The following is a 25,909-nucleotide window of genomic DNA, read 5'->3' on the forward strand; positions in this document are numbered from 1 at the left end:
GGGACGACTTCCTACGCTCCGCCTCAAGCAGCCGGTCCACCGTAGCGGCGCTCATCCGTCCAAGCTTCTCGCAGGTCGCCTTGCTGGCCTTGAGCTCGCTTTGGCGAACAAGGCGCGGAACCAGCTCGGGCAACTGCGGGGCAAGGCGTTTGCCGCAAATCTGGTCCATAATCGTCCAAACCTTCTTCAGAGCCTTGACCTCTTCCGGGCCGTACACCGACTTGCGAGGCGAGGTCTCCCGCCTCGCGCGGATGTTCCCTTCCAGCACCACACCCGGCGTTACTTCCACACGCTTCCCATGATTGCGCAACAGGCCCGCCGCGTACGAACGGTTGTAACCCGTCATATCCACGAAACGGTCCAGAATCTCACCGCGCTCCTTTTTTCCCCCACGCTGATACTGCAATGCCAATGCCTTCGTCACCACGCGACGTTCTTTCATTCGAAGTCTCATCCAGACCCTCCAGTGCGGTTGCAAGGAGGGTAATTGTGCCAGCTGGACCCAGCCCGTTTCGGATAGATTTCCTTCGTGAGGCAACGAATACATTTCGAGTAGATTTATTGTGAGGCAATTCGATCATTCGACACCGCCACGGCTTTTCGCTACCATAGCGGTTTGCCCCAACGAGGAGAGATCACCATGCCCCGAATGATTCAGGCCGCCTTCATTGCCGTGGCGGCGCTCTGCACTGCCAACACCCTGGCGGAAGAACTCGCCATCCCCCACGCGACGTTACGCCTCGAAGGCGAGGTGGGCCGGCGCACGGATGCCGTGCTTGAGAACTGGGTGCTGCCCATGCCCGACGCCAACCCCGCGCTGCTGGAGATGTTTCGTCTGCGTGATCGCGATCCGGCCTATGCGAATCCCGTGCCGTGGGCCGGCGAGTTTGTGGGGAAATACCTTCAATCGGCCATTCAACTGCTCCAGTTTACCGACAGCCCCGAGTTGCGTGCGCAGGTGGAGGCCGTGGTCGCCGAGCTGATTTCCACCCAGAGTCCCGAGGGCTATCTTGGGCCCTTCCGAAAAGACGAGCGGCTGCTGGGCCAGTGGGATTTATGGGGACACTATCACGTGCTCTACGCGTTGCATGCCTGGTACAAGGCAACGGGCGACCAAGCCGCGCTCGACGCCGCAACGAAGGCGGCGGACTTTATCTGCAACACGTACCTCGACACCGACAAACGGGTCCACGATGCGGGCAGTCACGAGATGAACATGGCGATCATGCACGCTCTGGGTATTCTCCATCGCGAGACAGGCAACGAACGGTACTTCCGCCTGATGAAGGAAATCGAGAAAGACTGGGAAAAGGCGCCCGCGGGTGACTACCTGCGCACCGGTGTGGACAAGGTGCCCTTTTACAAAACACCGAAGCCGCGTTGGGAAAGCCTCCACTCCATGCAAGGTCTCGGCGAGCTTTACCGGATCACCAGCGAGGAAAAGTATCGCGACGCGCTGCTTCATTTCTGGCACAGCATCCGCGAATCCGACATTCACAACGCCGGCAGCTTTTCCACGGGGGAAGGTGCCATCGGTAATCCTTTCAAGCCCGGCGCGATTGAAACCTGTTGCACGGTGGCGTGGATTGCCTACAGCGTGGATGCCCTGCGCCTTTCCGCCGATTCCACGATCGCCGACGCCATTGAACTGGCCACACTGAATACCGTGCTGGGCTATGAGCATCCCAGCGGTCGCTGGTGCACCTACGACACGCCGATGGACGGCAAGCGCCCGGCCTCGGCCCACACCATCGTGTTTCAATCGCGCGAGGGCACGCCTGAATTGAACTGCTGCTCGGTCAATGGCGCGCGGGGTCTCAGCATCATCGCGGACTGGGGCGTGTTGGAGAGTACCGACGGCCTCTACGTGAACTACTACGGACCGGGCACGGTAAAGGTGGAGTCCGACAACCTGCGAACCTGGACTCTCACCCAGACGACGGAGTATCCCGCCGAGGGCAACGTGGCGATCTCGGTGGAACCGGGCACTTCGGAGGAGACCACGCTCTACTTCCGTATCCCCGCGTGGTCCCACGCAACGAAAGCCTCGCTCAACGGCGACGCGTTGCCCGAACCAAAGGCGGGCGACTACCTTGCCTTGCGCCGTTCCTGGAAACCGGGCGATACGGTTACGCTCGATTTCGACATGACCTTCCACACCCTCGCGGGTGATCACTACGTGGACTTTCGCGGCTCGCTTTATCGCGGTCCCCTGCTGCTGGCCTATGACCAGAAGCACAACACCCTTGACCCGGCGGAGCTGCCCGCGCTCGATCTCCAGTCGCTGAACGCGAAACCGGCCACAACCGATGCGCGATTCCACCCCATGGTGCTGTTCAGTGTTGATACTGACAAGGGGCCGCTTCAGTTGGTGGACTATGCGACGGCGGGCGCCCACGGCACCTACTACCAGTCCTGGTTGCCGATGAAAAATCTGCCCCCGGTGGCCATGAATCTCATGCGGCCCGGTCACGGTGACACGCTGCCGAAAGGAGAGGTGTTCCTCCAGTGGAGCCCCGCCGGAAAGGACCTGCGTTACACCCTCACCGTTGCCCGCGATGCCGCCATGAATGATGTGGTGGACACGATCACGAATCTGGAAAAGACCGCCCATTTCTATCGCCCGCCTGCGGAGCGGGGGGATCTCTATTGGACCGTGAACGCCACGGGTCCCGGGGGCGAGGCGGGCAGCCAGAACGGCCCCTTCAAATTCACCATCGATCCCGCCCTGCCCGAAGCGGAGTCGGGCTTGCTCCTCGATGCGCCGCTCCACGGCAAGTCCGCCGCCCTCACAGGCAATCTGATCATCAATGAACATGCCCGCGCGGTGCCCGGCCGCGATGGCAAAGAAAACGGTGCGCTCTACTTCGATGGTCGAAAGACGAAACTGGTCTACGACATCGGCGCCTTCCCGGCACGGAACTACAGCCTCAGCGCCTGGTTCGCGCCGGACAACCTCGCGGCGAACGACGACAAGTGGCACCATATCTTTTCCGCCTGGGCCCAGGGCTCCGATGATCCTCTGCGTGTGTCGGTGCAGAACAAGCGACTCGTGGCCAATATAGAAATGCCCGACGGCGGCGCTCACTGCCCAGGCGCTGAATTGAAGGACGGCGAATGGACTCACGTGGCCGTGGTGAAGGAAGAGACTCAGCTCCGGCTCTACGTCAATGGCGCGTTGATCCACACCACCACGGTGCCGGAAGAGCTCAAGACCTCCGCCACGAAGATCGGCCTCGGCTGCAATCCCAACTTCGGTGAACTGGAAGGCTATCAGGGCGCGATTTCCGATGTGCGCTTCTACGCCGGCGCACTGACCGACGCGGCGATACAGCGCCTCCAAGGGATTGAGGCGGTGCAGTGACCCGGAAAGCAAAAATGACCGCCAGGTCATTCCTCCTGATCCGACCGGGCGAACCCAACGCGTCATCGGTGGCTGTATCGATCCGTTAGGGGCGGGATCTGGATCTGTGGGCATCAACCCCGAACCGTCTAAATTCCGCTGCCAGAATGCGCATATCGTTCGTGCTATAATTCAGTAAAAGGAGCATCTGATATGGAACTGACAATTACTAAAGTTGGTAACACGTTTGCCGTGATTCTGCCCGCCGATTTTATGGAGAGCCGTCAACTGAAAGATGGCGATAAAGTGTATCTGACGGAATCACCCAACGGCGCCCGTCTATCTGCTTATGACGCGGATTTGGCCGAAACGCTCGCTATCGCAAAGCGCGTGATGGAAGAGGACCACGAAGTGCTCAAGAAGCTCGCCGAGTGAGGCACTTAGATGGACGAACCTCGATGGATAACGCTTGAAGCCGCGATCTTGCTTCATGAATTCCAGATCGCTGAATTTGGCGGTTCGGATGGCGTTCGCGACGTGGGGTTGTTGGATTCGGCCATGACGCGCCCGAGGAATCTATTTTTGTATGAGCTCGATGTGCCGCTTTCGCGGCTTGCGGCAAGCTATTGCTATGGCATTTCGCGAAATCATCCTTTTGTCGACGGAAATAAGCGCGTTGCGTATGTGGTGGCGCGCACATTTCTTCAGAAGAACGGGCACGATATCGTCGCGTCTCCGGCGGAAAAAATTAAGGCTATGTTGGCACTGGCCAGCGGACAAATGCCCGAGGATGAACTCGTACACTGGTTTGCTGAGCACTTCGTTTCGTTGTGAAGAACAGCATGTGCACGTCACTACTCTTTAGTATCCCCGCGGCGTCCCCAACACCGCATCACTGCGGTTCTCCGGCCTTTTCGGCGTCTTGTCCGCGTAAAAGCTCCGGATAACTTCAAAATCCCGCTCCATGTCTCCCGACGGCGCGATGGTCGGCCCGAAACCCGTTTCCTTCTTCGCATAGTCCGCATACATCAGCACGATTCGTGCGCCGGATCGCTCTGCAATGTGATAGAAGCCCGTGCGCCAGTGATCGGTGTAACGGCGCGTGCCCTCGGGCGCGAGGCCGAGGTAGAACTGTTCATGGCCCGCCAGCGCTTCCACCGCGCTGTCCACCAGGTGCTCCGTCCGCCGCCGCACCACGGGTATGGCGCCGACCGCGCGCATGAACCAGCCCAGCGGCGGACGACAGAGGGTGTGCTTTGCGAAGAAGTTTCCCTTGATACCCCGGGCCGTCACCATGAGGAAGATAATCACGAAGTCCCAGTTCGATGTGTGAGGCGCGAAGATCGCCACCAGCCTCGGGTCCTCGGGAAATACGCCGGTGGGCGTCCAGCCCAGGAGCCGGAGCAGCCCACGGCAGATCCATTGCATGGTGCGGCTCACCTGGCCGAAGTGGCGTTCAATGGTGCGGTGGGGCGGGGTCATCGTACGGGCTGCGTGGCGCCGTTCCAGCCCAGATGGGCCACGGCAATGCCGAGGAACACTTTTGGATCCACCAGTGTTTCGCTCCGAGCGCGAGATTGAAGCCAGGCATAGGCCTCCGCACGGGGGATCACGTGGACCGTAATATCTTCCCCCTCCACGCCGCCGCCCTCGTGGGCTTTGGTCGCGCCTTGAGCGAGGTAGAAGTGCACCCGGGAGGTGCTGATGCCGCCCGCGCTGGGACCGACGAACAGCAATTCAAGCGACGACGCGGCATAGCCCGCCTCTTCCAGCAGTTCGCGCCGTGCGGCTTCTTCCAGAGACTCTGGCCCCTCGTCACCCGCAAGTCCGGCAACCAGCTCGATGGTACGCGAGCCGAGGGCGGGCCGGAACTGCTCCACGAATATCAGTTCATTGCGATCCGTCACCGCCACCACCGATATGATGCCCGTACAGCCCTTGCGCTCGGCGTATTCATAGCCGTCGTTCTCGAGGAGCCGAACAAAGCGGCCTTCACCGAGTATTTTCATCCAGCGATCTCTCCCGTGCCGCGTCGGGCACGCTCAATTTGCCCGCCCCCACCGGGCGGAGTATAGCGCCCGGTTCCGCCGTGTCGCAATGGATATTGGGCAGGAAGGGTCTGCGGTTGGTCCCATGCTGTGCTCATGAATCCTTAATGCGTATACTGCGATTATCAAATAACCCTTGACAGAACAGTGCAAGTGGCGTATAAAGGAGCTTGCAGGTTAGCAGCCCTGCAAACAGGCGTGTATCGTTTCGGGAATCCGCAGTCGGGCGCATTCGTGCTTGCGCCCTTCCGCAGCCCGGTGGGATTCATCGCCCCGTCTCGTGAGGCGTGGTGTGTTCCCGATGCGCGCCGTGAAGACGTCCAGTCCGCTCCGTATGAAAGAAAGGAGGGTCGCGTTGTTTCAAAATGTATCATAGTGCTATAAAAGTGTCATACGTTTCATACCAACAACAAGGATAATACTCATGAATAAGAATGCAGAGGGAAGAAAGCGCCGGGGCTTTACACTGATCGAGCTCCTGGTCGTAATTGCAATCATCGGTATCCTGGCGGCGATCCTGCTGCCGGCACTGGCGCGAGCCCGCGAGGCGGCCCGTCGCGCAAGCTGCCAGAACAACCTCAAGCAGTTCGGCATCATCCACAAGATGTTTGCCGACGAAAACAAGGGGGCCTGGCCCCGGCGCACCACGCGCTACGACAACAACTACAATCCCGCCACTCCGGGCAGTGTTCGTGTCTGGCACGGCATCGACATGATGGTGTTGTGGCCGGAATATCTGACCGACTGGAACATCTACTCCTGCCCGTCGGACGCGGGCGGCGGCCAGCAGCCCCTGGATCAGTTGGGTGCGGACAAGGCGCTGAAGACCTCCTTTGACAAGGGGGGACTGCTGCGCAAGGTCGGCACGGGCTGGGCGGGTACGCCCTATCCCGTGGCCAACAAGCTTTCCCTGGCGGACAACAACGCCTGCGAGCTCGACCCATCCAACTGCTATGCCTACGGGGCCGACTGGTCGTACTCCTACTGGGCCGTGGTGATCAAGCCCGAATGGGTGGCCCTGCCGGCGAATGCGAAGACCGTGTTCGATTTCCTTCATAAGGGTTATGACAGCGCCACCCCGGCCGCCTCCGGTGGCGGGTGCCTGCTAAATGCCGATCGGGACTTCGCGCTTAACGTAGCCCTCACCACGGGAGAAGTGCCGACCTTCCTTCATCTCAAAGAAGGCATCGAGCGCTTCATGATCACCGACATCAACAATGCGGGCGCCAGCGCTAAGGCCCAGTCCTCCATCGCCGCGATGTGGGACACGGCCCGAGTCTCTACGACCGGGGCTGTGCTGCCGAACGACTTCACCCACGTTCCCGGCGGCGCGAACATCCTCTTCATGGATGGTCACGTGGAATTCAGCAAGTATCCGTCGGAAGACGGCGGCAAAGGATTCCCGACCAGCCGTGCGGTCCTGGGCAGCGGCGCCCAGTACACGGGCTGAGCCATTACCTCACGATGTACCGCGGCTGGAGCTTCTGGAGAAATCCGGGAGTTCCAGCCGCCCATGACAACGGCGCGTCGGGGCAGGCTCCCGACATTGAACGCGGGCGGGACCGGCCCCATTTCGGCCCGCAGGCGAGGACTAAAATCTATGCGTTCACGCGTAGTTTGGGCAAGCATGACCTTGCTCTTGATGATATTCGGGTCTGCGGGCTGCGGCAGTGGCGTGGAGACGGAAGGACAGGGTTCCATCTACACCCAGGCCGCCCAGGGCGAAATCGGAAAGGTGCGGCAGGGGATCGAGAGTGGATTTGACGTGAACACGCCGGACGCGCAGGGCAAGACCCTGCTCCATCACGCCGTGGAAGGAAACCAGCATGCCTTGGTGGAGCTGTTGATCGTCAACTACCGCGCCGATGGCTTCATTCCCGACAAGCAGGGGGTAACGGCGGTTGACGCCGCAATTCAGCTCGGCAACCCCGATGTCCTGGAAGTGCTTCGGAACGAGGAGCTGGTAACCTACTGAGCGCCTGTGCGTCATGCCGGGAATCGCCATGGGTTTGACGGGATCGCGGGCAAGCGATTACAATACGCGGCGCTTTTCCCCCACGTAATTCCACCCACCCGGCTTGCCCGGTCATGCCCGAATGAGGACCCATGGCAGAACAATTCATCTTCACAATGTACGGTCTGAACAAGTACTACGGCCAGAAGCAGGTGCTTAAAGACATCAACCTGAGCTTCTATCCCGGCGCCAAAATTGGCATCGTGGGCGAGAACGGCTCCGGTAAATCCACGGTGCTCAAAATCATGGCGGGCCTGGACGATGATTTCCTCGGCAAGGCCGAGCTGACCAAGGGCTTCACGCGCGGCATTGTGTTGCAGGAGCCCATCCTTGACCCCGAGCTCACGGTGCGCGAGGCCCTCGAAGGCGCATTCGCCGAGACGGTGGGTATGCTCAAAGACTTTGAGGCATTGGGCATGAAGATGGCCGAGCCCATGACCGACGAGGAAATGGAAGCCTGCATCGAGAAGATGGGGGTACTCCAGGACAAGCTCGACGCTGCCGACGCGTGGAATCTGGAGCAGGTGCTGAATCAGGCCAGTGAAGCGCTCTGCCTTCCGGAAGATGATCGTAAGATTGGTGTGCTCTCCGGCGGTGAAAAGCGCCGTGTAGCGTTGTGCAAGGCCCTGCTGGAGAAGCCCGATCTGCTGCTGCTCGACGAACCCACCAACCATCTCGATGCGGAGACGGTGGACTGGCTCGAAGTGCAGTTGCGCGACTATCCCGGCACCGTCATCATCGTGACACACGACCGCTACTTCCTGGACAACGTGACCAAGTGGATTCTGGAGCTGGATCACGGCCAGGGCGTGCCGTGGCAGGGCAACTATTCCGAGTGGCTCTCTCAGAAGCTGGAGAAGATGGCCGCCCAGGAGAAAAAGGGCTCCGCGCGCGCTCAGGCCCTGGAACGCGAGTTGAAGTGGATCCGTATGAGCAGCGCCGACCGCCACGAACTCAACCGCGCGCGCCTCGCGGAGTACGAGCAGATGCTCGCCAAGGAAGCCGCCGCACAGAATGCCGACAGCGCCACCATCCAGATCGCCCCCGGCCCGGAGCTGGGCCAGCAGGTCATCGAATGCCGCAAGGTTGCCAAGGCCTACGGCGACGACGTGCTCTACAAGGATCTCGACTTCATCATTCCCCGTTCCGCGATTGTCGGTCTCGTGGGTCCGAACGGCACCGGCAAAACGACGCTGTTCCGCATGATCATGGACCAGGAAAAGGCCGACGCGGGCGAGGTCTTTGTGGGTCCCTCGGTCAGTCTCTCCTATGTCGATCAGGAACGCAGCTCCATCGCGGGCGATGTGAGCCTCATCGACGAAGTGGCGGGCGGCGCGGATTTCGTGAAGCTGGGCAAGCAGGAAGTGGCCGTGCGCCAGTACCTCGCCCGCTTCGGATTCAAGGGCGCGGACCAGCAGAAAATGGCCAACCAGCTCTCCGGCGGCGAACGCAACCGCTGCAACCTGGCCAAGTTGCTGAAAGAGGGCGGCAACGTCCTGCTCCTCGACGAACCGACCAACGACCTCGACGTCAACACCCTGCGCCTCCTCGAAGAGGCCCTGCTCAACTTCGGTGGCTGCGCCCTCGTCATCAGTCACGACCGCTTCTTCCTTGACCGCGTCTGCACCCACCTCCTCGTATTTGAGGGCGAAGGCAACGTGCGGTGGTTTGAGGGGAACTATCAGGAATACGAGGCCTGGCGCGTGAAGGAACTGGGCAGCAAGCTGTTTGAAAACCGCCGCGCGCGGTATCGGAAGCTGCGGAAGTAGTTTTCATAGGGCTGAAAAAATATTCTGTATTTTTTCAGCCAGAGGTGATACTATTTCCAAGGAACATGGGCCACAATCGCGTAGCCGGGAGTTATCTGTAGTGGAAGCACGAAGACCAGAGGGTACCGGGCGCCTGGCGCTCAACGGTTCCACGATCTTTGAGGGCGATGCCCTCTCCGTGCTGAGACGTCTTCCTGCACGGTCCGTCCAGTGCGTTGTGACGTCACCCCCCTACTGGGGCTTGCGCGACTACGGCATCGATGGACAGATTGGCTTGGAGAAGACCCTGCCCGAGTTCATCAATGGCCTTGCGGATGTGTTCGAAGAGGTTCGCCGCGTGTTGAAGGACGATGGCACACTCTGGCTGAACATTGGCGACGGCTACACCAGCGGCAATCGCGGCTGGCGCGCACCCGACAAAAAAAATCCGGCCCGGGCGATGAGCGTGCGGCCAGATACGCCGGAAGGGCTTAAGTCCAAAGATCTGATGGGCGTTCCGTGGCGCCTGGCCTTCGCATTGCAAGACCGGGGCTGGTACTTGCGCACCGACATCATTTGGAACAAGCCTAACGCCATGCCGGAGAGCGTCAAGGATCGCCCTACCCGCTCCCACGAGTATGTTTTTATGATGACCAAATCGGAGAGGTACTACTACGACGTCGAATCGGTGAAGGAATCCACGGGCACGAGCAAGCGCAACCGCCGGTCGGTCTGGGATGTGAATACCCAGGCTTTTCCCAAAGCGCATTTTGCCACCTTTCCCACTGAACTGGTGCGGCCCTGTATCCTGGCGGGTAGTAAGCCGGGGGACATGGTGATGGACCCGTTTTTTGGTTCTGGAACGGTTGGCGTTGTTTGTCAAGACACGGGGCGCAACTATGTGGGCATCGAACTGAACAGCGAGTACGTAGGCATTGCCTTGGAGCGTTTGACGGCCTTGGAAAACTCGCCCGCCCGGGTTGTTGTGTAAATTGGGATCGCAAAAGCCGATATGCATTCCCGACCCGACGATGCAAGCGGATTTTTCCATGGCCTTGCTGCACCTCCGCAAGACCATGCTGCAGGAAGCGCTCGGCGACACCGTAGATCAATTGGAGTTGAGTCAGATTGATCGGGAGCTGGTGTCGTTGGCCCCGGCGGAGTCACTAAAGGCTCTTGCCAGAAAGGGCCTGAGAGGTGAGCTGCTCTTTGCCGTTCCTTGCATTCTCAATGAGAACCCCCGATTGCTGGGCTACTACCGAATGCTTCTCGGGCACAGCAAGAAGATCTTCTACACGGGCGAAACGGGGCTTATCGCATTCAAGCGAATGGAAGAAGCGGGCATACTAGCACCCGTGTTGGTGCCGCGGTTGGAAGAGTTGTGCGCGGGCCTGAATGAAATGGCCGCCCGGCTTATGGAAGGTGTGGGCAGTGATCGGATGAGTATGTCGCTCCTCGACGATCTGACCTTACTCACACTCGGCCCTCAATTGCGGGGCGGGGAAAATGTGAAGAAAGGCATGACTGCTATCAGCACCGTATTTGACGTGATTCACGAAATTGTTCGGGAACACGTAAGGAGCGCCGAAGGTAATCGTATTGTGCTCACCAACGCGGCGGGACGTGTGGTTTCGATTCAATTTTCGGCGGATCCCGACATTGTAATTCGGGAAGAAATGTCCGGAGGCGGACACCGCGATTTGATTGCGATTGAAGTCAAAGGCGGCACCGATTTCTCGAATATTCACAATCGAATTGGCGAAGCGGAGAAGAGCCACCAGAAAGCACGGGCGCGAGGTTTTGTGGAGTGCTGGACGGTCGTAAATGTGTCCCGATTTGATCCGGCGATGGCGCACCAGGAATCGCCGTCGACGGACCGATTTTACACGATGGATTCCCTCAGCGCGGCGGAAGGTCCCGAGTATTCCGACTTCCGGAGTCGAATCATTGGTGCAGCGGGGATCAGCGGATAGGCTTTCAACATCGTGCTGAAATCTATCCAGACAGACATATTCTGATAAGATTATGTCGCGTGGGCATTAACTGGAGTCCCCATGGACAAATCGACACTTCTTGAAATAGTCGCCAACGGCGAAAACTCCGGTGTGGAGTTCAAGCGGGACGACTGCCGCCCGGAGCAACTTGCCAAAGAGGTCGTCGCGATGGCGAACGCCTATGGTGGCTGCATTCTTCTGGGTGTTGAGGACGACGGCTCTATCAGCGGTATCCAGCGCCCGAAGTTGGAAGCATGGATCATGGACGCCGTGTTTGCCGCGAAGGTGCATCCGATGATGGTGCCGTTCTATGAAGAGATTGAACTGGACTGGGGAAAGCGCGTGGCGGTAATCACTTTTCCCCAGGGTCCCTCCAAGCCCTATGTGCTGCGTCACAATTCGCGGGAGGAAATTTATATTCGCCTGGGTAGCACATCCCGCGTTGCGACTCGAGAGCAGCAAGCGCGCCTCTATGCAGCCGGGGGCATGATTCATGCCGAGCTGCTGGCCGTGCCGGGAACGACCTTGGACTGCTTGGACCTCGAGCGCATCCGCGACTATCTGAGTCGCATATTGAACGACCCGACCCTGCCGGATTCCGATGATGCGTGGCGCGCGCGTCTTGTCGGACTGGGTCTCATGGCGGATGCGAACGCCGCGCGCCAATCCGCAACCATCGCCGGACTCGCCTTGTTTGGCTATGCGCCTCGGCGCTATTTTCGGCAGGCGGGCATTCGCTTGATGGCGTTTGACGGCACCGACAAGGACTACAAGGCGCGTTTTGACAAGGTGCTCGACGGCCCGTTGGTGGCGCTGCGTTCCGGTCAGCAGGATGGCCTGATCGAACTGTTTACCAGTCACATTCAAGAACTTATTTCCGAGGAGACGGACACGGTTGCCGCGGATTTTCGCCGCAGTCGGCAATGGCACTATCCGCCGGAGGTTATTCGTGAAGTGCTAATTAACGCCTTGGCCCACCGCGATTGGACCCGTCCTGTAGACATCGAGATTACGGTCTATGCCGATCGATTGGAATGCATCAGCCCCGGCCCTCTGCCCAATTCCATGACGGTGGAGAAAATGGTGGCGGGCCAGCGGTCCATGCGAAATCAGGTGATACTGGACGTATTGCGCGACTACGGCTATGTGGATGCTCGCGGCATGGGCGTCCGAACGAAGATAATCCCGCTGATGCGCCGGGAGAACGGCGTCGACCCTATTTTCGAGGCAACCGAAGATTATGTCAAGACCGTATTGCCTCGGGGCAATGCTGCGGTCTGACTCCATGGTATGCATGCGCCCGGGTCTGCTACGATTCCCTTCGTGACTTTCCGGCGCTGCCCTGCGCCACCCAACCCAGAACGAATCATGCCAGACCAACCCACCATCGATACCGCCGCGGAAATGGCCGCGTTGCGGGAGCAACTCACCCGCTACGCCAGCGAGGCGGAGGGCTTTCGCCGTGAGTTTCTGCGCATCCACGCCGACCTCGATCTGCGCGAGCGCGCCATGGAGGCGACGGATGAGGGCATCGTTATTTTCGATGTTCGGGAACCGAATACGCCCATCGTCTATGTCAATGCGGGCTTTGAGCGCCAGACGGGTTACAGCCGGGCCGAAGTGCTGAAGAAGAGCGCGCGGTTTATCCACGGCCCCGAAACTGATCCGGGCACGCTCCTGCGGATCCGCCGCGCCATCGAGGAACGCCGATCTTACACCGCCGAACTCGTCAGCTATCGCAAGGACGGCTCGCCCTTCTGGAATCGCATCTCGTTGAACCCCATCCGAAACGAGGCGGGGGAGATTACCCACTTCGTGGCCATTCAATCCGACGTGAGCGATCGCACCCAGTCCAACGCCGATGTTCAGACCGCTCTGGAACTGCTGGAAAAAACCAACGTCCAATTGACGCGCGTGAATCGCCGTATGAAGCGCAATCTGGAAACCGCGGCCAAGGTGCAGTACGCCCTCCTGCCCGAGCATCTGCCCCGGGTGAAGGGCGTGGATTTCGCCTGGAAATTCAAGCCCTGCGATGAACTGGCCGGCGATATCCTCAATATTTTCCGGATCAACCGACAGTCCGTGGGGCTTTACCTGCTCGATGTCTCCGGCCATGGCACCGCCGCCGCCTTGATGGCCGTATCGGTCAGCCGCATGCTCTCGCCCAAGGCGCTTTCTTCGTCGCTGGTGCGCGAGGAGGACGAGTCGTCCTCCGACTATGCCGTGGTGTCGCCCGCGCGCGTGGCGGAAGAGCTCAATGTCCATTTTCCCTGGGACGCGGAAACGGGCCAGTTCTTCACGCTGATCTATGGTGTGTTGGACACGGTAACCCTGGAATTTCGCTATGTCTCCGCCGGCCACCCCGGTCCGGCTCACTTCGCCCGGGGGCAGGCCCCGGTGATTACCCGGAGTACCGGCATGCCCATCGGGCTGGCGCTGGAGCCCTATGTGGAGCAGTGCATCCAGCTCGCCCCCGGTGATCGTCTTCACCTCTATTCCGATGGGGTGACCGAGGCGATGAACGAAAAGCGGGAACTCTTTGGCGTGCCGCGTCTTCTCGAGAGTCTTCAGTGCGGTGGCGATTGCCCCCTCGCCGACTGCCAGGACAAGCTCATGCGTGAACTGGAGTCCTTCCGGGGAAGTTCACGTTTCGACGACGACATCTCGCTCGTATCGCTCGAAGTGTTGCCGTAGCCGGGGATTCTCCTCAGGTTCCCCAGCGGGCCATGGCGAATACGAACCACACCATAATGCCCACGCAGGCCCAGAGGGCGATGAATCCGAGCAGGCCGATCGCGGAAGGCACGGGGAATTCGAAGTCGGGGTGGTTGATGAGTTTTCGGGGAACATCCGGCTGGACGCCGACCGGCAGCGTGAAAGGTTCCGGCATGTGGGGCTCGTCCCCGCGCACGGGCGTATGGAGGCAGTTGTAGAAGCGGTCAAGCTGCGCCTTGGGCAATCGCGGCGTCATCAGGCTCACCACGATGCACAGGCCGAATCCGGTCGAGAGATAGGCGAACATTTGCCAGGAGATCCGGAACTTATCCTCCCAGATCATGAACTCGGGCAGGTTGGCTGCCGCCCAGCTATGAAATCCATCCGTTCCGGTCAAGAGCACGACGGCGAACGCGCCCAGGGTTCCGGCCCACGCGCCGGCGGGGGTGGCGCGCCGCCAGTAGAGGCCGATCCAGAAGGCGGCGCCCATCATGGCCTGGATCTTCCAGAAGGTTTCCAGGCCGGCCGGGACATTCTCAAAGGCGAATGCAAAAATGATGCTGGCGACTACGATGACCATACCGGAGATCCGCCCCACGTTTACGTAGTGCCCTTCTTCCCTGCCCCGCACGAGATAACGGCGATAGAAGTTTTGAGTAAAAAGCCCCGAGGACGCGACCATGAAGGCGTCGCAGGAGGACATGACCGAGGCAAGGAGGGCGGCCAGGAAGATTCCCACGAGGCCCGGCAGAATCGTCGGGAGCAGTTCGCGCGCCATCTGGCCATAGACGAGGTCGGGGTGCAGGTCAGGGCGGGTCTTCATATACAGCGCTACACCGCAGAGCCCGGTAAGCATCCAGGCCACGGTGCAGACCCGCTTGAGCAGGTTGCCACAGGCGAAGCCCACGCGGCCGTCGAGCTCCGAGCGGCCCGCCGCGCATACGCCCATGATGTGGGGCTGGGTCACAATGCCGATCAGGGCGTTAAGACCGAACATGGCGATGTGAAATCCATTGATTTCGCCGGGCGCAACCAGGCTGAACATGTGGGGATCGGTAATGGTCTCGTGAAGCCCCGTGAAGCCGCCCACGACCTTCAAGGCCACGGGCAGAATCATGAACGACAGGATGATGGTGAGAATGCCCTGCATGAGATCGGTCACGATGGCGGCGGCCAGGCCTCCCGCCATGCCATAGGCGACAAACAGGACCGTGGTGATAAGCACCGAAGCTGTCTGGCCGATGCCCCCATTGGTGATGGCTTCGATGAATTTTGAAGAGGCCAGCATGATCACGCCGATGTTCACGGAGAGCTGGAGCACGCCCACCAGGGTATAGAGTGCCGCCGTGCTCTTGTCATAGCGATACTCGAAGTAGTCCCCCGTGGTGAGGGCGCGCATCCGGCGGAAGGCGGGCGCGATGAGCCAGTAGAAGGGCGTGGCGAAGAGCCAGAGCCAGGCGTACCAGATACCGGAAAGGCCGTTGGTGTAGGTTTTCGCCGCCACCCCCACGGCGTCGTTGCCGCTGGTGCCCGCGCCGAAGGAAAAGAACACCATGGAGACCTTGCCGAAATTACGACCCCCCATGAAGAAATCGGCGGTATCCTTGATGCGACGCGCCGTCCACAGGCCGATCGCGGTGACGGAAACCAGATAGGCAAACAGTGCCAGCCAATCCCAAGAGGTCAATCCGAGCATGCCATGTCTCCCGTCCGGTTTCCTATGTCGGTGCACGAAATGTCCATGGTAGTCCATGGGAGACAAGCCCTGTCAAGCCGGCGGGGAAATGTTGGGGCTGGAGAGTACCGCGTCATACCCTCAACTCTAATGCGTTCGCTCTGGCCACCTCGGCACATTGACTGCCGCGTCCGCCCCGCGTAAGGTATGGGGTAGCGCCGCCCGCCGTGTGTCCGTCCGCGTGTTACGGTTATTGCGCGGCCCGGCCGTCGAATACGGGAGTTCACGATCCATGCGCATCAACGGTACGCTTTTTGTCATTTTCACCCTGCTGGCCCTCTTCTGGGGTTTCAAGCTGCTCTTCGGAATCTTTCTCGGCGCGCCGACGGTTCCGCCGGGCGGCGGTGGAAACGAGGCGCCGGTGACCAAGGAAGACAAGATCCAGGCGCTCCTGTCGGGCGAGTTCAAGCGGCAGCCGAAGAAGAATCCGGCGGAAGGCTCGGGCCTCCTGCGCTGCGTCGTACGCGACGGGGATGGCGCCGCCGTCGAAGGGGCAACCCTGCGTGTGAACCCTGTCGACCCCACAGCCAATCCCATTGAAGCCGAAAAGGAATACCCCTCGTACTGGGAAGCGGCCTCCGGCGAGAACGGGGTGGTCGAGTTTCGCACCTTGCCCCAGGGTGATTTTCTCCTCCTTGCCTCGAAAGAAAAGACCCACGGTCTGGCCTTGGTTAGCGTGGACGAACGCGGCGCCTTTAGCGAAGCAGAGGTGGCCCTCCGGCCGATCGAGGTCCGGAAGGGCGAAGTGACTGCGGATGGAAAGCCGGTTCCCGATGCGCGGGTAGTTCCTATCCACGCGGCCGATTTCCCGGATGATTCCGGGCCCTACCGGCATTTGCCGGTCACGACCGGGGCCGACGGCACGTTCACCCATCCCCTGTTGCCCGCAGGGGCGTGGCAACTTCTCGTCTCGGCCCCGGGCTACGCCCCGAAATTGGTCTCGGCCGATGAAAGCGGCATTTTCAGGGCGGTGCTGGAACGGGGTGAGAAACTGGCGGGCCGCGTGATTCGCGATGAAGGTGAACGCCCGGTCAACAATGCCAAAGTGGAACTGCAGGCGGCTGATCACGGGGGTGAGGTGTACCGTGCGCGCGCGAATGGCCAGGGCTACTTCAATTTCGATACGTTGCGTCCCGGAGAGTACACCCTTCGTCTCGCACCAGGGGATTTGCGCGCGGAGCTGAATGTGAGCGTGTCCGAGCAGCGCCCGAACGCCGCGCCGGCCGCCACCCCGCTTTCGAGAAACATGAAGATTGACCCCCTCACCGGGACGGCCGTGGCGACCGATCAGTCCGCCATGCCTACGCCGGGCCCCGGGCCGGTGGCCGCCGCGCCCCCGGTGCTTCAATTGCGCGCGCGGCCATCGGGCGCGCTGCGGGGGCGGGTTCTGGAGGCCGGGGCGGATGTGGGTGTGCCCGGGGCGGTCATACAACTGTACCCGCGAGAAGGTCGTGAGCCTGTTGCCGAAGCTCAAACGGACCAGGCGGGCTATTACCAGTTCAAATCCCTCGCGCCCGGGGAGTATCAGGCGGCGGCGGATCGCAGTCAGGGCCGGGTTTTTGTGCCGGAAGGCGGCGGTGCAGTGGGGGTGCGGGAGGGCGGGGCGCAGGCGGGGCCGGTGTTTCGCGAGGCGCCGAGCGTGTCGCTCGCGGGGCTGGTACTCGATGGGGACGGGCGGCCCGTGGCGGAAGCCATACTGGTGGTGCGGATTCAGAACCAACCGGGAGCTTCTTTAACCTTTGGCGTGGACCAGTCGGGCCAGTTTCTGGCGACTGGATTTAACGGGGCGGATCAGGTGGAGATTCAAGCGGTGCGGCTGGGAAACGAATCAGCCACGTTTGGCCCCGTTACTATTGGCCCCTCGGGCCTGCAGGATATCATGCTTCGCTTTCCGGCCTCGTGAGGCGGGGACTTCACTCAGCGGAGTAACTTCAGCAGACGCCGCCGCGCGCCGCCATCAGCTCGACGACATCGTCATAGCCCATGAGAAGGGCCATGGCCATGGGGGTCAGTTTGCCGGTGTAACCCTCCCGCTGATTGATTGCGGCCCCATGCTCGATCAGGATTTCGGCCAGGTCGGAGCGACCGTTCAAGGCACTCCAGTGCAGGGGGGTCAGCCCCTGTTCGTTCTCATGGTCCACATTGGCGCCCTGATCGAGCAGGTTTCTTACTTGCTCGACATCGCCATTCTGGGTCGCCTGATGAAGCAGGCGGTCAATATCGTCATCCAGGCGGGCCGGGGCGGGCGCGTCCAGCACCATTTTGTGCACCGAGTGGCTCATGCCCCAATAGGCGCTGTCCCCTCCCGACGCAGGCGCGGTGGGGCTTTCCTTATCCGTAAGGGCTCGCTCCTGGCTCAACAACATTTCCGCCAATACGGTATAGCCGCTTTTTCGCGCGCGAGTCGTGGGGGTTTCGCCATAGGTATCCATGGTATACATCCAGGGATGATCCATGTGCAGCGTTCTCCTGTCTTGGGTAATTCGACTGGGTCCTGAAAAAGACCACCCATACGGCTAGCAATTAATATACCATCGGGGTCGGTGCTTTATTTCAGCCAAATTTTTGTCTTGCAGCGGCAGTTTGGAACGAATAGTGCGGATTGCCGTCCCAAACGCCACCCCGCGACCGCCTGATTTTCGTCGTCCATCTGGCGACTCGCCAAATACTACCTAGAAATGACTATCATTTACCCGAGCCGACGGCCCGCCACCGGGGTCGATTCTAACCCCTTCAAGCGCCTCTGTCAATTCAGTCGCGCAACCCGGATCGTTTCGGATAGATTTGCTTCGTGAGGCAACGAAGGCATTTCGAGTAGATTTATTGTGAGGCAATTCGCACGCTTGAGGAGGTTGGGGACCAGAACATATCCTTGTCAGGAGTGTTCAAGATGTGGCTGTGGTGCAATCTTCGAATGCCGCGTGAAATGTCAAGGGACTATTCATCTTCGCAAGACTTTTGCGCTATACTCAATGGGGTGACGCGAACCAGTATGATCGGTTTCGCCTGGGCATCCCATCTTTTCGGGTGACTGCGGAACCTACAACGTGCGACGGGAGTAATTGTAATGGCAATGAAGAAACGGGTTGGCAAACTGCTTCTGAAAGCCGGGCTGATCACCCAGGGGCACTATGATGCGGCGGTGGAGATCCAGGAGGAAACCGAAGCGGAGTTGATCGATATTCTGTTCTCCCTGGGCGCGGTGGAGCCCAATGCCTTCATGGATTTTCTTCTTACCTATCCCGGCGTGCTCCCCACGGACATCAAGGACCTGGAAATTGAGTCGGAAATGCTCGAGGTGATTCCCGCCGACCTTGCCCATCTCTTTGGTGTGGTTCCGGTGGATCGCTACCGCGACATGCTCACCCTGGCGGCGAAAGCGCCCCTCTCTCCGGATCAGGAGAAGCAACTTGAGCAGGTCGCCGGCATGAAAGTGAAGGTGCTCCTGTGTGCCCCCGCGGATGTCGATGGCGCGCTCAAGCGATACTATCCCCCCAACGGCACTAAGGAAGAAGACGAGCTCGGCAACATCGTCGGCCTCCAGCAGCCCATCAAGCTCTCCCACATGGCCCATATGGTCCGACAGATTCAGAGCCTTCCCGCGCTTCCCGAAACCGTGCACCGCGTTCGCGAAGCCATGATGAGCCCGGACAGCTCGGTAACGTCGGTGACCGACATTATCACGCTCGACCCGCCCGTCGCGGCCAAGGTACTCAGCGTGGCCAACTCCGCCGCCTATGGCTTCACCCACAAGATCACCGATCTCACCCTGGCCGTGTCGCTCATGGGCTTGAAAGAGACCTACGCCATCGTGCTCTCGGCGGCGGTCGTGGATCTCGTCAGTCAGTTGGAGGAATTCGACTACCGGACCTTCTGGCTCGAGTCCGTCTGCTCGGCCTGCGCGTCGCGCATCGTGGCCAAGGTCAGCGGACGCCGTCAATTGCCCGGTGTCTTCACCGCGGGCCTGCTCCACGACATCGGGCGCGCCGCCCTGTGGGATGTGGCGCCGCAGAAGTGCAAGCGCATCGACAGTTCGCTGACCGGCCTGGCCCTATTGGAAGCCGAGCAATCGGTCGTGGGCCTGACGCACGTGGAAGCGGGCTATGAGCTTGCGCGGCACTGGGCCCTCCCCGATGAAATCGCCCAGTCCATCCGCTTCCATCACCACCCCGAACTCGCTCCCAGCTCCCGGGAGCACGTGGCGATTGTCGCCCTTTCCGACGCCATGGTCCAGGCCTCCGGAACGCGCCTGGAGGACAATCCTTCGGCCTTTGATGGCTACCAGTCCTCGTTGGCCCTGCTGGGACTGGACATGGAAAGCGCCGAGGCCATGCTGGAGGAATACCTCAGCCGCCACGAAGCGGCCGTGCAGGATACCTTCGGCTGAGGCCTGTTGAAATTGGCGGTAGCGGGAGCACGGACTTTTCAGCCCGTGATTCTCGTGCGACGCTGTCGCACGATACGCGGGTAAGAAAACCCGCGCTCCCGGTTCCGCGATCATTTGGTGGAAAACTTCACCACTTCCGAGACTCGCAGGGGCTGTTGTCGATGGACATCGGGGGATAGCACCGCGCGGGAGGAATGGCTATAATCCTCCTGCGGCGGATCTCCGACCGACTCTCTAATTCGCATCGTCATTTCATGCCCGCATCACGCGCCAGACGAATGCAGTCCACAAAGCAAAGGCCCCGCACTCGGCTGAGTGCGGGGCCTCTGGTGTATTGGTGATGAAACAGGGACGAGTGTTCAGTCCTGTTTCGTGGCGTTAATCTTAAGCCTTGGCGTTCTTGCGACGACGCACGAAAGCCACCAGGCCCATGCCCAGAAGGCCAAGCGGCGCGGCGGCAGGGACGGGGACGACGGCGGGGCCACCACCGCCATTAATTACGACTGTTATTTCTGTGCTGGCTTTCTGGGTGGTGCCCGAGAATGCGCTCAGACGAATGTTGTAGGTCCCAGGGGCGTAGGGGTCGAATGTGGCGGAGGGAGTTGCCAGTAGCCACTCACCACGCCAAGAATTCTGCAGAACGTTGTTGGTCGCTAATAGCGTAAAGTAGTTGGTGGCGTCGGTCGCCTCAGATCCTCCACTTTCAGAGGTTCCATTTGTGCCAATTGAGTGATCGTTTGGATAGGCTATCGAGATTGGGTCGCCGTTCAACACTGGAATTAAGTCTGCAAAATCGTAGTATGTGACCCCGGCTGTTGGATCATAGTCAAACTCGAGCAAGTATGTCAGTGTATTCAAATTGCCAGGCCCGGACCCGTCATAGTTGGAATTCACGGACCAATCGAAATTCCAAGAGCCTACGCCTCCCGAATCGATATCGGTGGTGTCGTAGGAGTAAGTTCCAGGGCCACTGATGTTCACGGAGCCAATGAACGGAATTCTAGCGCGCAGTCCTAACTCGATCCCGTTCGCGCGATCAGTAGTGAAACCACCGTTGCCGATTCCGGAGCCCATGATGACGTTCGACGTCAGGTCTTGGTTATACGCAATGTCAGCCGAGGCGTTTCCGGCCCACCCTAGCGTTGCCAAAGCAGCCGCAGCGAGTACTATCCTGTTCTTCACAACCCTAACTCCTCTTTCGGGGTCAGACCCCGCCCTTTGTCCAAAGGTCTGGCGCACACACCGGACCCTTCCGAAAGTGAGTCGAAAAGACGAAGAAGCAACCCCAAAACGCCTTGCCCGAGCGTGCTCTCTTCCCACCTCTTGGTGCAAAAGCGTGCAAGAATCATGCCTTGGGGGCTGATTTTTTTCTAAGGTACTACAAATCTGTTACTTAGCAGCACTACAGTTCCGCATTGTTCTGGATCGGGCGGTGATTTGCCGTGTATTATTGCTCACAGATGACAAATTTCTGCCATGCGGCACTTTTGCTATGCCGCTAGCAATCTCAGTCTCGGGTGTGTAGTCGGCTACTACTGTGTGGGAGGGCGGGCGGTGCTGTCAGCGGTCCAAATTGACGCCTGGAAGATGGCCTTCAAGAATCTTTTCTTTCCCATCTTCTGCCTGGCCTGTCGGGAGCGTCTGCTGACGGAGGAAAACGGGTTTTTCTGCGCGACCTGCTGGGAGTTGGCGCCCCGGATCGAGCCTCCGCTATGCATCCACTGTGGACGCCCCCACGAATCCATGACGGGGCTGGGTAATCGCCGCAATTTTCCCTGTGCGGATTGCCGTGAGAAGCCCTTGAAGGCCGTCCATCGCATCTACGGCGCGGCGCTTTATGAGGGGGCGGTGGCCGAGGGCGTGAAGCTGCTCAAGTTCCACGACAAGCAACGACTTTCGAAGGCCCTGGGGGGGCTGCTGCAGGAGCATGCCCTGGCCCACCTGGATGTTGGCGCCTATGATCTGCTGGCGCCCGTTCCGCTGCACAAGGTGCGGTATCGCGAACGCGGCTACAACCAGTCCGCCCTGCTCGCGGAAGAGGTCGCCAGGGCTTTTCCCCGCGCCCGAGTCTGGCACGGTCTCCAGCGTATCCGCCCCACGCGGACCCAGAGCAAGCTTGCTGGAAAGCGACGCCGGGAAAACGTGAAGGGCGCCTTCGCCGTGATTGGCGACGACGCGAAGGACAGACGGGTCCTGCTGATTGATGATGTGGTTACGTCGGGCGGGACGGTAGAAGAGTGCGCAAAAGCGCTCCTGCGCGCCGGGGCGTCCGAAGTGGACGTGCTGGCGGTTGCGCTGGCCACCCGCCACCACACGCCGTGAACCAGCAGGGTTCAGGCGTGTGGCAGGGCGGTCTTGCGTCTTCGATAGCCTCAGCGGACGTCGGCGGTGAACTGCGTAATCAATGCAGTGAAACCGCGAATCTGCTTCAGCTTGATGTGGGTATAGCGGGCCCGGCGGAGTTTGTCCAGGGCATCCATCTGGTCCTGGGCTACAACCGTCCCCTTTTCATAATGGTCTTCTTTTTCTTTTCCCAAGGCGAGTGCGCTGAATTTGAAAACGGCCACGACGGGCTCCTCCCGAAAGGATGTTCACACGAGAAAGTAATAAGAGCAAGATGATAAAAAGTGGAACAACCATGGATTTGAGCGTCGGGTTTCTCAAAATGGGAAAGCCAAGTTCAGTTCCGAAGTATAGTAAAGATTCCCTGGTCCGTCAACCACAAATATTTGACGGGGGTACCGTTACCGGTGCGCGACTCGAAAGTTATCACCGGGAAGGACTTAGGGAAGCCGATGGCCGCAACGCATCCGCGTTTTCCCGGTCGGGGCCAGATAGCGACCGGGAAGGCCCGTGCGAGTTTCTGTCGGGGGGCGCTTCCGACGTCTTCCCTGGGAATATCTCGTTCCCAGGATACCGCCGCGATTTCGGCGTGTAGTACAATGTGCGCAGCATGCCGCACCGAGGGCCCAGCCCCTCATGATCGCCCGAGCGGCCCCGGAATTTCTGTAACGCCTGAAATCGGAATCCATGCAGACGACCATCCAGCAGACCCTCAAGAAAGCGACCCCGTGCGAACTTCGTTTTGATGATCATTCGCGCCAGCTTTACGCGACCGACGCGTCCATCTATCAGATAGTCCCCCAGGGTGTGGCCTTTCCCCGGAGCATCGAGGAGGTGTCTACCCTTCTCCCGGCGCTGATTCAGGAGGGCATCCCCGTGACGCCCCGGGGCGCCGGGACAGGTCTGGCGGGCGGCGCGATTGGCGATGGCGTCATTGTGGATCTGGCGCGTTACAATCAGGCCATTACGGATCTGAATGTGGAGGCCAGGACGGTGCGGGTGGGGGCCGGTGTGGTGCTGGACGAGCTCAACGCGTTCCTGAAACCCCATGGCCTGGCTTTCGGACCGGATGTGGCCACGAGTTCCCGGGCCACTTTGGGCGGCATGATCGGCAACAACTCCTCCGGCGCGCGGGTGCCGCTCTACGGCACGACGATCGACCATGTTCGCGCGCTGGACGTGATCCTGCCCGACGGAACGTTCAAAACCATCGGCCTGAAGAATCAAGGGGAGTATTCCGAGATCGATGCGCTGATCCGGGCCCACCAGGGCGAGATCGAGTCGCGCTTTCATGTGGGCATCATCAAGCGCTGGCCGGGCTACGGACTTGATCGTTATCTGCGTTCCGGCGGGAACTTTGCGAAGCTTTTTGGCGGCGCCGAAGGGACGCTGGCGGCGGTGTTCTCCGCCGAGCTGGATCTGGTTCCGTTGCCCGCTGAAAAGGGAATCGGCCTGCTGTTCTTCGACACGGTGAACGAGGCCATGCAGGCGACCGTGGAATTGATGGAACTCAAGCCGGCGGCGGTGGAGCATATCGACGATGTACTCTTTGATCAGACCCGGGGCCAGTTGCAGTTCAAGGCGGCCCGGGATTTCCTGGAGCTGGACGACAAGCCCTGCACTTCGATACTGCTCGTGGAGTTTTACGGCGATGTGGAAGAGAAGCTCGCGCTGCTGGAGAAGAAGAAGCTGGGCAAGCGCAAGCGCATGTGTCGCGACGCGAACGATCAGGCCCATATCCTCAATCTGCGCAAGTCGGGATTGTCCCTGCTGACGGGCTGCAAAGGCGATGCGAAACCCACGGCGGGTATCGAAGACGTGGCGGTGCCTCCGGAGAAACTTCCGGAGTATGTGGCGGGCCTGCAATCGCTCATGAAGCCGCTCGGTTTGAAGGGCTCCTTTTACGGCCACGCCGCCTCCGGCCTGCTCCATGTGCGCCCCGTGGTGGATATGCACAAGGCCGAGGACATCAGGAAATTCCGCAGTCTCGCCGAGGGCGTGTCCGCCCTGACGCTGCAATTCAAGGGAGCCCTGGCGGCGGAGCACGGCGTGGGCATCGCGCGCACGGAGTTCATGGACGAACACATCGGTCCGGAGCTGCTGGACGTGATGCGCACAATCAAGGCCCACTTCGATCCAAAATCGTTGATGAATCCCGGCAAGGTTTTTCCCGACGGTCGCTACAAGATTGATACCAACCTGCGCCAGGGCGACGGCTCGAAGATGGACACGTTGCCCTTCGAGCCCGTGTTGAAGTTCGCCGCGAAAGATGGTTCTTTTGTGGGGAATCTTGAGCAGTGCAACGGCTGTGGCGGCTGTCGCAAGTCCACGCCCACCATGTGCCCCACCTTTGTGGCCACGGGCGAGGACGTGATGGCAACGCGCGGGCGGGCGAACACGATTCGCGCCGTCCTCGAAGGGCGCGTGGATGCCGGCGTGGACCCACTTCTTTCTCCGTCGCTCGAAAAGGCGCTGGAGAACTGCCTGTCCTGCAAGGCCTGCACGACCGAATGCCCCTCCAACGTCAACATGGCGCTTCTCAAAGCGGAACTGCTCTACGCGAAGATCCGCAAGTATGGCGTGCCCCTTTCCGCGAGGATGGTGAGCCGCGTGGATATACTGGGCGAACTGGCAAGTCTTGCGCCGCGTGTGGCCAATGCGACCATGAAGTGGGGCTGGTTTCGCGCCCTGTTGAAGCGCGTTGCCGGCTTTGCCACCGAGCGGCCTCTGCCGCCCTACGCGCTCCAGCGTTTCGATACGTGGTTTCATCGTCGCCAGGCACCGTCGGTAATCGGCGAGCGGGGCACGGTGTATCTCTGGGACGACTGCTTTGTCCGCCACAACGAGCCGAATATCGGCAAGGCGGCGGTCAAAGTGCTTGAGGCTGCGGGCTTCACGGTGAACCTGATTACCCAGCGCGCCTGCTGCGGCCGGCCGGCCTTCAGCACCGGGCGGCTCGACGTGGCCGCGGCGTTCGGCGAAAAGAACATCCGTATACTTGCGGGCTCGGAAGCCCCGATTATCTTTCTCGAGCCTTCGTGCTATTCCATGTTTGCGGAAGACTATCGCGAACTCGGTCTGGAGGGCGCCGAGAATCTCGCGCGCCGAAGCTATCTCTTTGAGGATTTCATCGAGAATCTGCTCTCCCACGATTCCAGGGCAATTCGCTTCAACAGCCGTGCAGCCAAAACGGCCATTCATGGTCACTGTCATGCGAAGTCGCTTACAGGGACCGCCAAAATGCTCAAGGTGGCCCGCGCCATCCCTGGAAACGAGGTCAAGCTGCTCGATACGGGCTGCTGCGGTATGGCGGGCGCTTTCGGCAGCATGGACGCCAAATATGCCCTTTCGCTGGAAGTGGCGCGGCCGCTTGTAGCGCAGGTGGACCAACTCGACGACGCCACGTTGCTGGTGGCGTCGGGCACCAGTTGCCGCCACCAGATCGATCACCTTGCGGAGAAGTCTCCGCTCCATATGGCCGAGCTTCTCGCCCGGTTTATTGATTAAGTAGAGGCACGGCGGATTCGCGGGAAGCGCCGGGCGCGGGGATGAAATCAGCATGTCGCAAGCCCTGGGAGGGAA

At 60.2% G+C, this 25,909-nt stretch carries 21 protein-coding genes and 1 pseudogene; 15 read left to right on the forward strand and 7 right to left on the reverse strand.

Translation table 11 applies throughout. The annotated features are described in order from the left end of the window. The coding region (locus tag JNK74_01120) for a transposase (protein MBL7644766.1) at positions 1-442 on the reverse strand (442 nt) is incomplete at its 3' end. Positions 443-640: 198 nt separating this feature from the next. Here JNK74_01120 and JNK74_01125 point away from each other — a divergent pair. From JNK74_01125 to JNK74_01135, 3 genes are all read left to right on the forward strand, one after another. Next, positions 641-3,364: a glycoside hydrolase family 127 protein gene (locus JNK74_01125; protein ID MBL7644767.1), complete on the forward strand. Its 2,724-nt coding sequence runs from the start codon at positions 641-643 to the stop codon at positions 3,362-3,364. A 192-nt stretch (positions 3,365-3,556) separates the two neighbouring features. After that, a complete protein-coding gene (locus tag JNK74_01130) occupies positions 3,557-3,778 on the forward strand; it encodes an AbrB/MazE/SpoVT family DNA-binding domain-containing protein (GenBank protein MBL7644768.1) in 222 nt (73 codons plus the stop codon). A 9-nt stretch (positions 3,779-3,787) separates the two neighbouring features. Continuing rightward, positions 3,788-4,177 carry a type II toxin-antitoxin system death-on-curing family toxin gene (locus JNK74_01135; protein ID MBL7644769.1) on the forward strand — a complete coding sequence of 130 codons (390 nt, stop codon included), beginning with the start codon at positions 3,788-3,790 and terminating at the stop codon, positions 4,175-4,177. A gap of 27 nt (positions 4,178-4,204) precedes the next feature. Here JNK74_01135 and JNK74_01140 read toward each other — a convergent pair whose 3' ends face one another. Beyond that, positions 4,205-4,825 (reverse strand): lysophospholipid acyltransferase family protein, encoded by a 621-nt coding sequence (locus tag JNK74_01140; protein ID MBL7644770.1) that lies wholly within the window; start codon positions 4,823-4,825, stop codon positions 4,205-4,207. Then, on the reverse strand, positions 4,822-5,352 hold the full coding sequence (locus JNK74_01145) for an NUDIX hydrolase (protein ID MBL7644771.1): 531 nt from the start codon (positions 5,350-5,352) through the stop codon (positions 4,822-4,824). Before JNK74_01145 ends, JNK74_01140 begins: the two co-directional genes overlap by 4 nt. Before the next feature lie 463 nt (positions 5,353-5,815). On the opposite strand from JNK74_01145, the pseudogene JNK74_01150 reads away from it, so the two are divergent. From JNK74_01150 to JNK74_01185, 8 genes and pseudogenes are all read left to right on the forward strand, one after another. Beyond that, positions 5,816-5,986: pseudogene (locus tag JNK74_01150) on the forward strand (prepilin-type N-terminal cleavage/methylation domain-containing protein). Between the two features lie 117 nt (positions 5,987-6,103). After that, entirely contained in the window at positions 6,104-6,841 is a 738-nt protein-coding gene (locus tag JNK74_01155; GenBank protein MBL7644772.1) for a hypothetical protein, read from the forward strand. A gap of 150 nt (positions 6,842-6,991) precedes the next feature. Next, positions 6,992-7,366, forward strand: a complete 375-nt coding sequence (locus tag JNK74_01160) for an ankyrin repeat domain-containing protein (protein MBL7644773.1) — start codon at positions 6,992-6,994, stop codon at positions 7,364-7,366. A gap of 131 nt (positions 7,367-7,497) precedes the next feature. Then, positions 7,498-9,174: an energy-dependent translational throttle protein EttA gene (ettA, locus tag JNK74_01165; GenBank protein MBL7644774.1), complete on the forward strand. Its 1,677-nt coding sequence runs from the start codon at positions 7,498-7,500 to the stop codon at positions 9,172-9,174. Positions 9,175-9,307: 133 nt separating this feature from the next. Next, positions 9,308-10,144, forward strand: a complete 837-nt coding sequence (locus JNK74_01170) for a site-specific DNA-methyltransferase (GenBank protein ID MBL7644775.1) — start codon at positions 9,308-9,310, stop codon at positions 10,142-10,144. Positions 10,145-10,184: 40 nt separating this feature from the next. Further along, positions 10,185-11,126, forward strand: a complete 942-nt coding sequence (locus JNK74_01175) for an XcyI family restriction endonuclease (protein MBL7644776.1) — start codon at positions 10,185-10,187, stop codon at positions 11,124-11,126. Between the two features lie 81 nt (positions 11,127-11,207). After that, a complete protein-coding gene (locus tag JNK74_01180) occupies positions 11,208-12,428 on the forward strand; it encodes a putative DNA binding domain-containing protein (GenBank protein MBL7644777.1) in 1,221 nt (406 codons plus the stop codon). Between the two features lie 87 nt (positions 12,429-12,515). Next, a complete protein-coding gene (locus JNK74_01185; GenBank protein ID MBL7644778.1) occupies positions 12,516-13,841 on the forward strand; it encodes a SpoIIE family protein phosphatase in 1,326 nt (441 codons plus the stop codon). A gap of 13 nt (positions 13,842-13,854) precedes the next feature. Here JNK74_01185 and JNK74_01190 read toward each other — a convergent pair whose 3' ends face one another. Continuing rightward, positions 13,855-15,558: a sodium:solute symporter family protein gene (locus JNK74_01190; GenBank protein MBL7644779.1), complete on the reverse strand. Its 1,704-nt coding sequence runs from the start codon at positions 15,556-15,558 to the stop codon at positions 13,855-13,857. Between the two features lie 271 nt (positions 15,559-15,829). Between JNK74_01190 and JNK74_01195 the strand changes: the two genes are divergently transcribed. Further along, the gene (locus JNK74_01195; GenBank protein MBL7644780.1) at positions 15,830-17,500 is read left to right on the forward strand and encodes a carboxypeptidase regulatory-like domain-containing protein; all 1,671 of its coding nucleotides are present in this window, start codon (positions 15,830-15,832) and stop codon (positions 17,498-17,500) included. Positions 17,501-17,528: 28 nt separating this feature from the next. Here the strand turns inward: JNK74_01195 and JNK74_01200 are convergent, their stop codons facing one another. Next, the gene (locus tag JNK74_01200; GenBank protein ID MBL7644781.1) at positions 17,529-18,053 is read right to left on the reverse strand and encodes an ankyrin repeat domain-containing protein; all 525 of its coding nucleotides are present in this window, start codon (positions 18,051-18,053) and stop codon (positions 17,529-17,531) included. Between the two features lie 611 nt (positions 18,054-18,664). Here JNK74_01200 and JNK74_01205 point away from each other — a divergent pair. Beyond that, positions 18,665-19,984, forward strand: a complete 1,320-nt coding sequence (locus JNK74_01205; GenBank protein MBL7644782.1) for an HDOD domain-containing protein — start codon at positions 18,665-18,667, stop codon at positions 19,982-19,984. Between the two features lie 384 nt (positions 19,985-20,368). Here the strand turns inward: JNK74_01205 and JNK74_01210 are convergent, their stop codons facing one another. Further along, a complete protein-coding gene (locus JNK74_01210) occupies positions 20,369-21,166 on the reverse strand; it encodes a hypothetical protein (GenBank protein ID MBL7644783.1) in 798 nt (265 codons plus the stop codon). A 372-nt stretch (positions 21,167-21,538) separates the two neighbouring features. On the opposite strand from JNK74_01210, the gene JNK74_01215 reads away from it, so the two are divergent. Continuing rightward, positions 21,539-22,306: a ComF family protein gene (locus JNK74_01215; GenBank protein MBL7644784.1), complete on the forward strand. Its 768-nt coding sequence runs from the start codon at positions 21,539-21,541 to the stop codon at positions 22,304-22,306. Between the two features lie 50 nt (positions 22,307-22,356). Here JNK74_01215 and JNK74_01220 read toward each other — a convergent pair whose 3' ends face one another. Next, the gene (locus JNK74_01220) at positions 22,357-22,551 is read right to left on the reverse strand and encodes a hypothetical protein (protein ID MBL7644785.1); all 195 of its coding nucleotides are present in this window, start codon (positions 22,549-22,551) and stop codon (positions 22,357-22,359) included. 463 nt (positions 22,552-23,014) lie between these two features. Between JNK74_01220 and JNK74_01225 the strand changes: the two genes are divergently transcribed. Next, positions 23,015-25,834: an FAD-binding protein gene (locus JNK74_01225; GenBank protein MBL7644786.1), complete on the forward strand. Its 2,820-nt coding sequence runs from the start codon at positions 23,015-23,017 to the stop codon at positions 25,832-25,834. Positions 25,835-25,909: the final 75 nt, after the last annotated feature.

The organism is Candidatus Hydrogenedentota bacterium, assembly GCA_016791475.1.
Classification (GTDB): Bacteria; Hydrogenedentota; Hydrogenedentia; order Hydrogenedentales; family JAEUWI01; genus JAEUWI01.

What these genes read in the sequence shown, in the direction of transcription:
- JNK74_01190 (MBL7644779.1), bottom strand. Translation starts at nt 15,558, where the DNA reads ATGCTCGGATTGACCTCTTGGGATTGGCTGGCACTGTTTGCCTATCTG.
- JNK74_01175 (MBL7644776.1), top strand. Translation starts at nt 10,185, where the DNA reads ATGCAAGCGGATTTTTCCATGGCCTTGCTGCACCTCCGCAAGACCATG.
- JNK74_01155 (MBL7644772.1), top strand. Translation starts at nt 6,104, where the DNA reads ATGATGGTGTTGTGGCCGGAATATCTGACCGACTGGAACATCTACTCC.
- JNK74_01205 (MBL7644782.1), top strand. Translation starts at nt 18,665, where the DNA reads ATGGCAATGAAGAAACGGGTTGGCAAACTGCTTCTGAAAGCCGGGCTG.
- JNK74_01185 (MBL7644778.1), top strand. Translation starts at nt 12,516, where the DNA reads ATGCCAGACCAACCCACCATCGATACCGCCGCGGAAATGGCCGCGTTG.
- JNK74_01135 (MBL7644769.1), top strand. Translation starts at nt 3,788, where the DNA reads ATGGACGAACCTCGATGGATAACGCTTGAAGCCGCGATCTTGCTTCAT.
- JNK74_01200 (MBL7644781.1), bottom strand. Translation starts at nt 18,053, where the DNA reads ATGGATCATCCCTGGATGTATACCATGGATACCTATGGCGAAACCCCC.
- JNK74_01160 (MBL7644773.1), top strand. Translation starts at nt 6,992, where the DNA reads ATGCGTTCACGCGTAGTTTGGGCAAGCATGACCTTGCTCTTGATGATA.
- JNK74_01195 (MBL7644780.1), top strand. Translation starts at nt 15,830, where the DNA reads ATGCGCATCAACGGTACGCTTTTTGTCATTTTCACCCTGCTGGCCCTC.
- JNK74_01225 (MBL7644786.1), top strand. Translation starts at nt 23,015, where the DNA reads ATGCAGACGACCATCCAGCAGACCCTCAAGAAAGCGACCCCGTGCGAA.
- JNK74_01130 (MBL7644768.1), top strand. Translation starts at nt 3,557, where the DNA reads ATGGAACTGACAATTACTAAAGTTGGTAACACGTTTGCCGTGATTCTG.
- JNK74_01145 (MBL7644771.1), bottom strand. Translation starts at nt 5,352, where the DNA reads ATGAAAATACTCGGTGAAGGCCGCTTTGTTCGGCTCCTCGAGAACGAC.
- JNK74_01180 (MBL7644777.1), top strand. Translation starts at nt 11,208, where the DNA reads ATGGACAAATCGACACTTCTTGAAATAGTCGCCAACGGCGAAAACTCC.
- JNK74_01125 (MBL7644767.1), top strand. Translation starts at nt 641, where the DNA reads ATGCCCCGAATGATTCAGGCCGCCTTCATTGCCGTGGCGGCGCTCTGC.
- ettA (MBL7644774.1), top strand. Translation starts at nt 7,498, where the DNA reads ATGGCAGAACAATTCATCTTCACAATGTACGGTCTGAACAAGTACTAC.
- JNK74_01140 (MBL7644770.1), bottom strand. Translation starts at nt 4,825, where the DNA reads ATGACCCCGCCCCACCGCACCATTGAACGCCACTTCGGCCAGGTGAGC.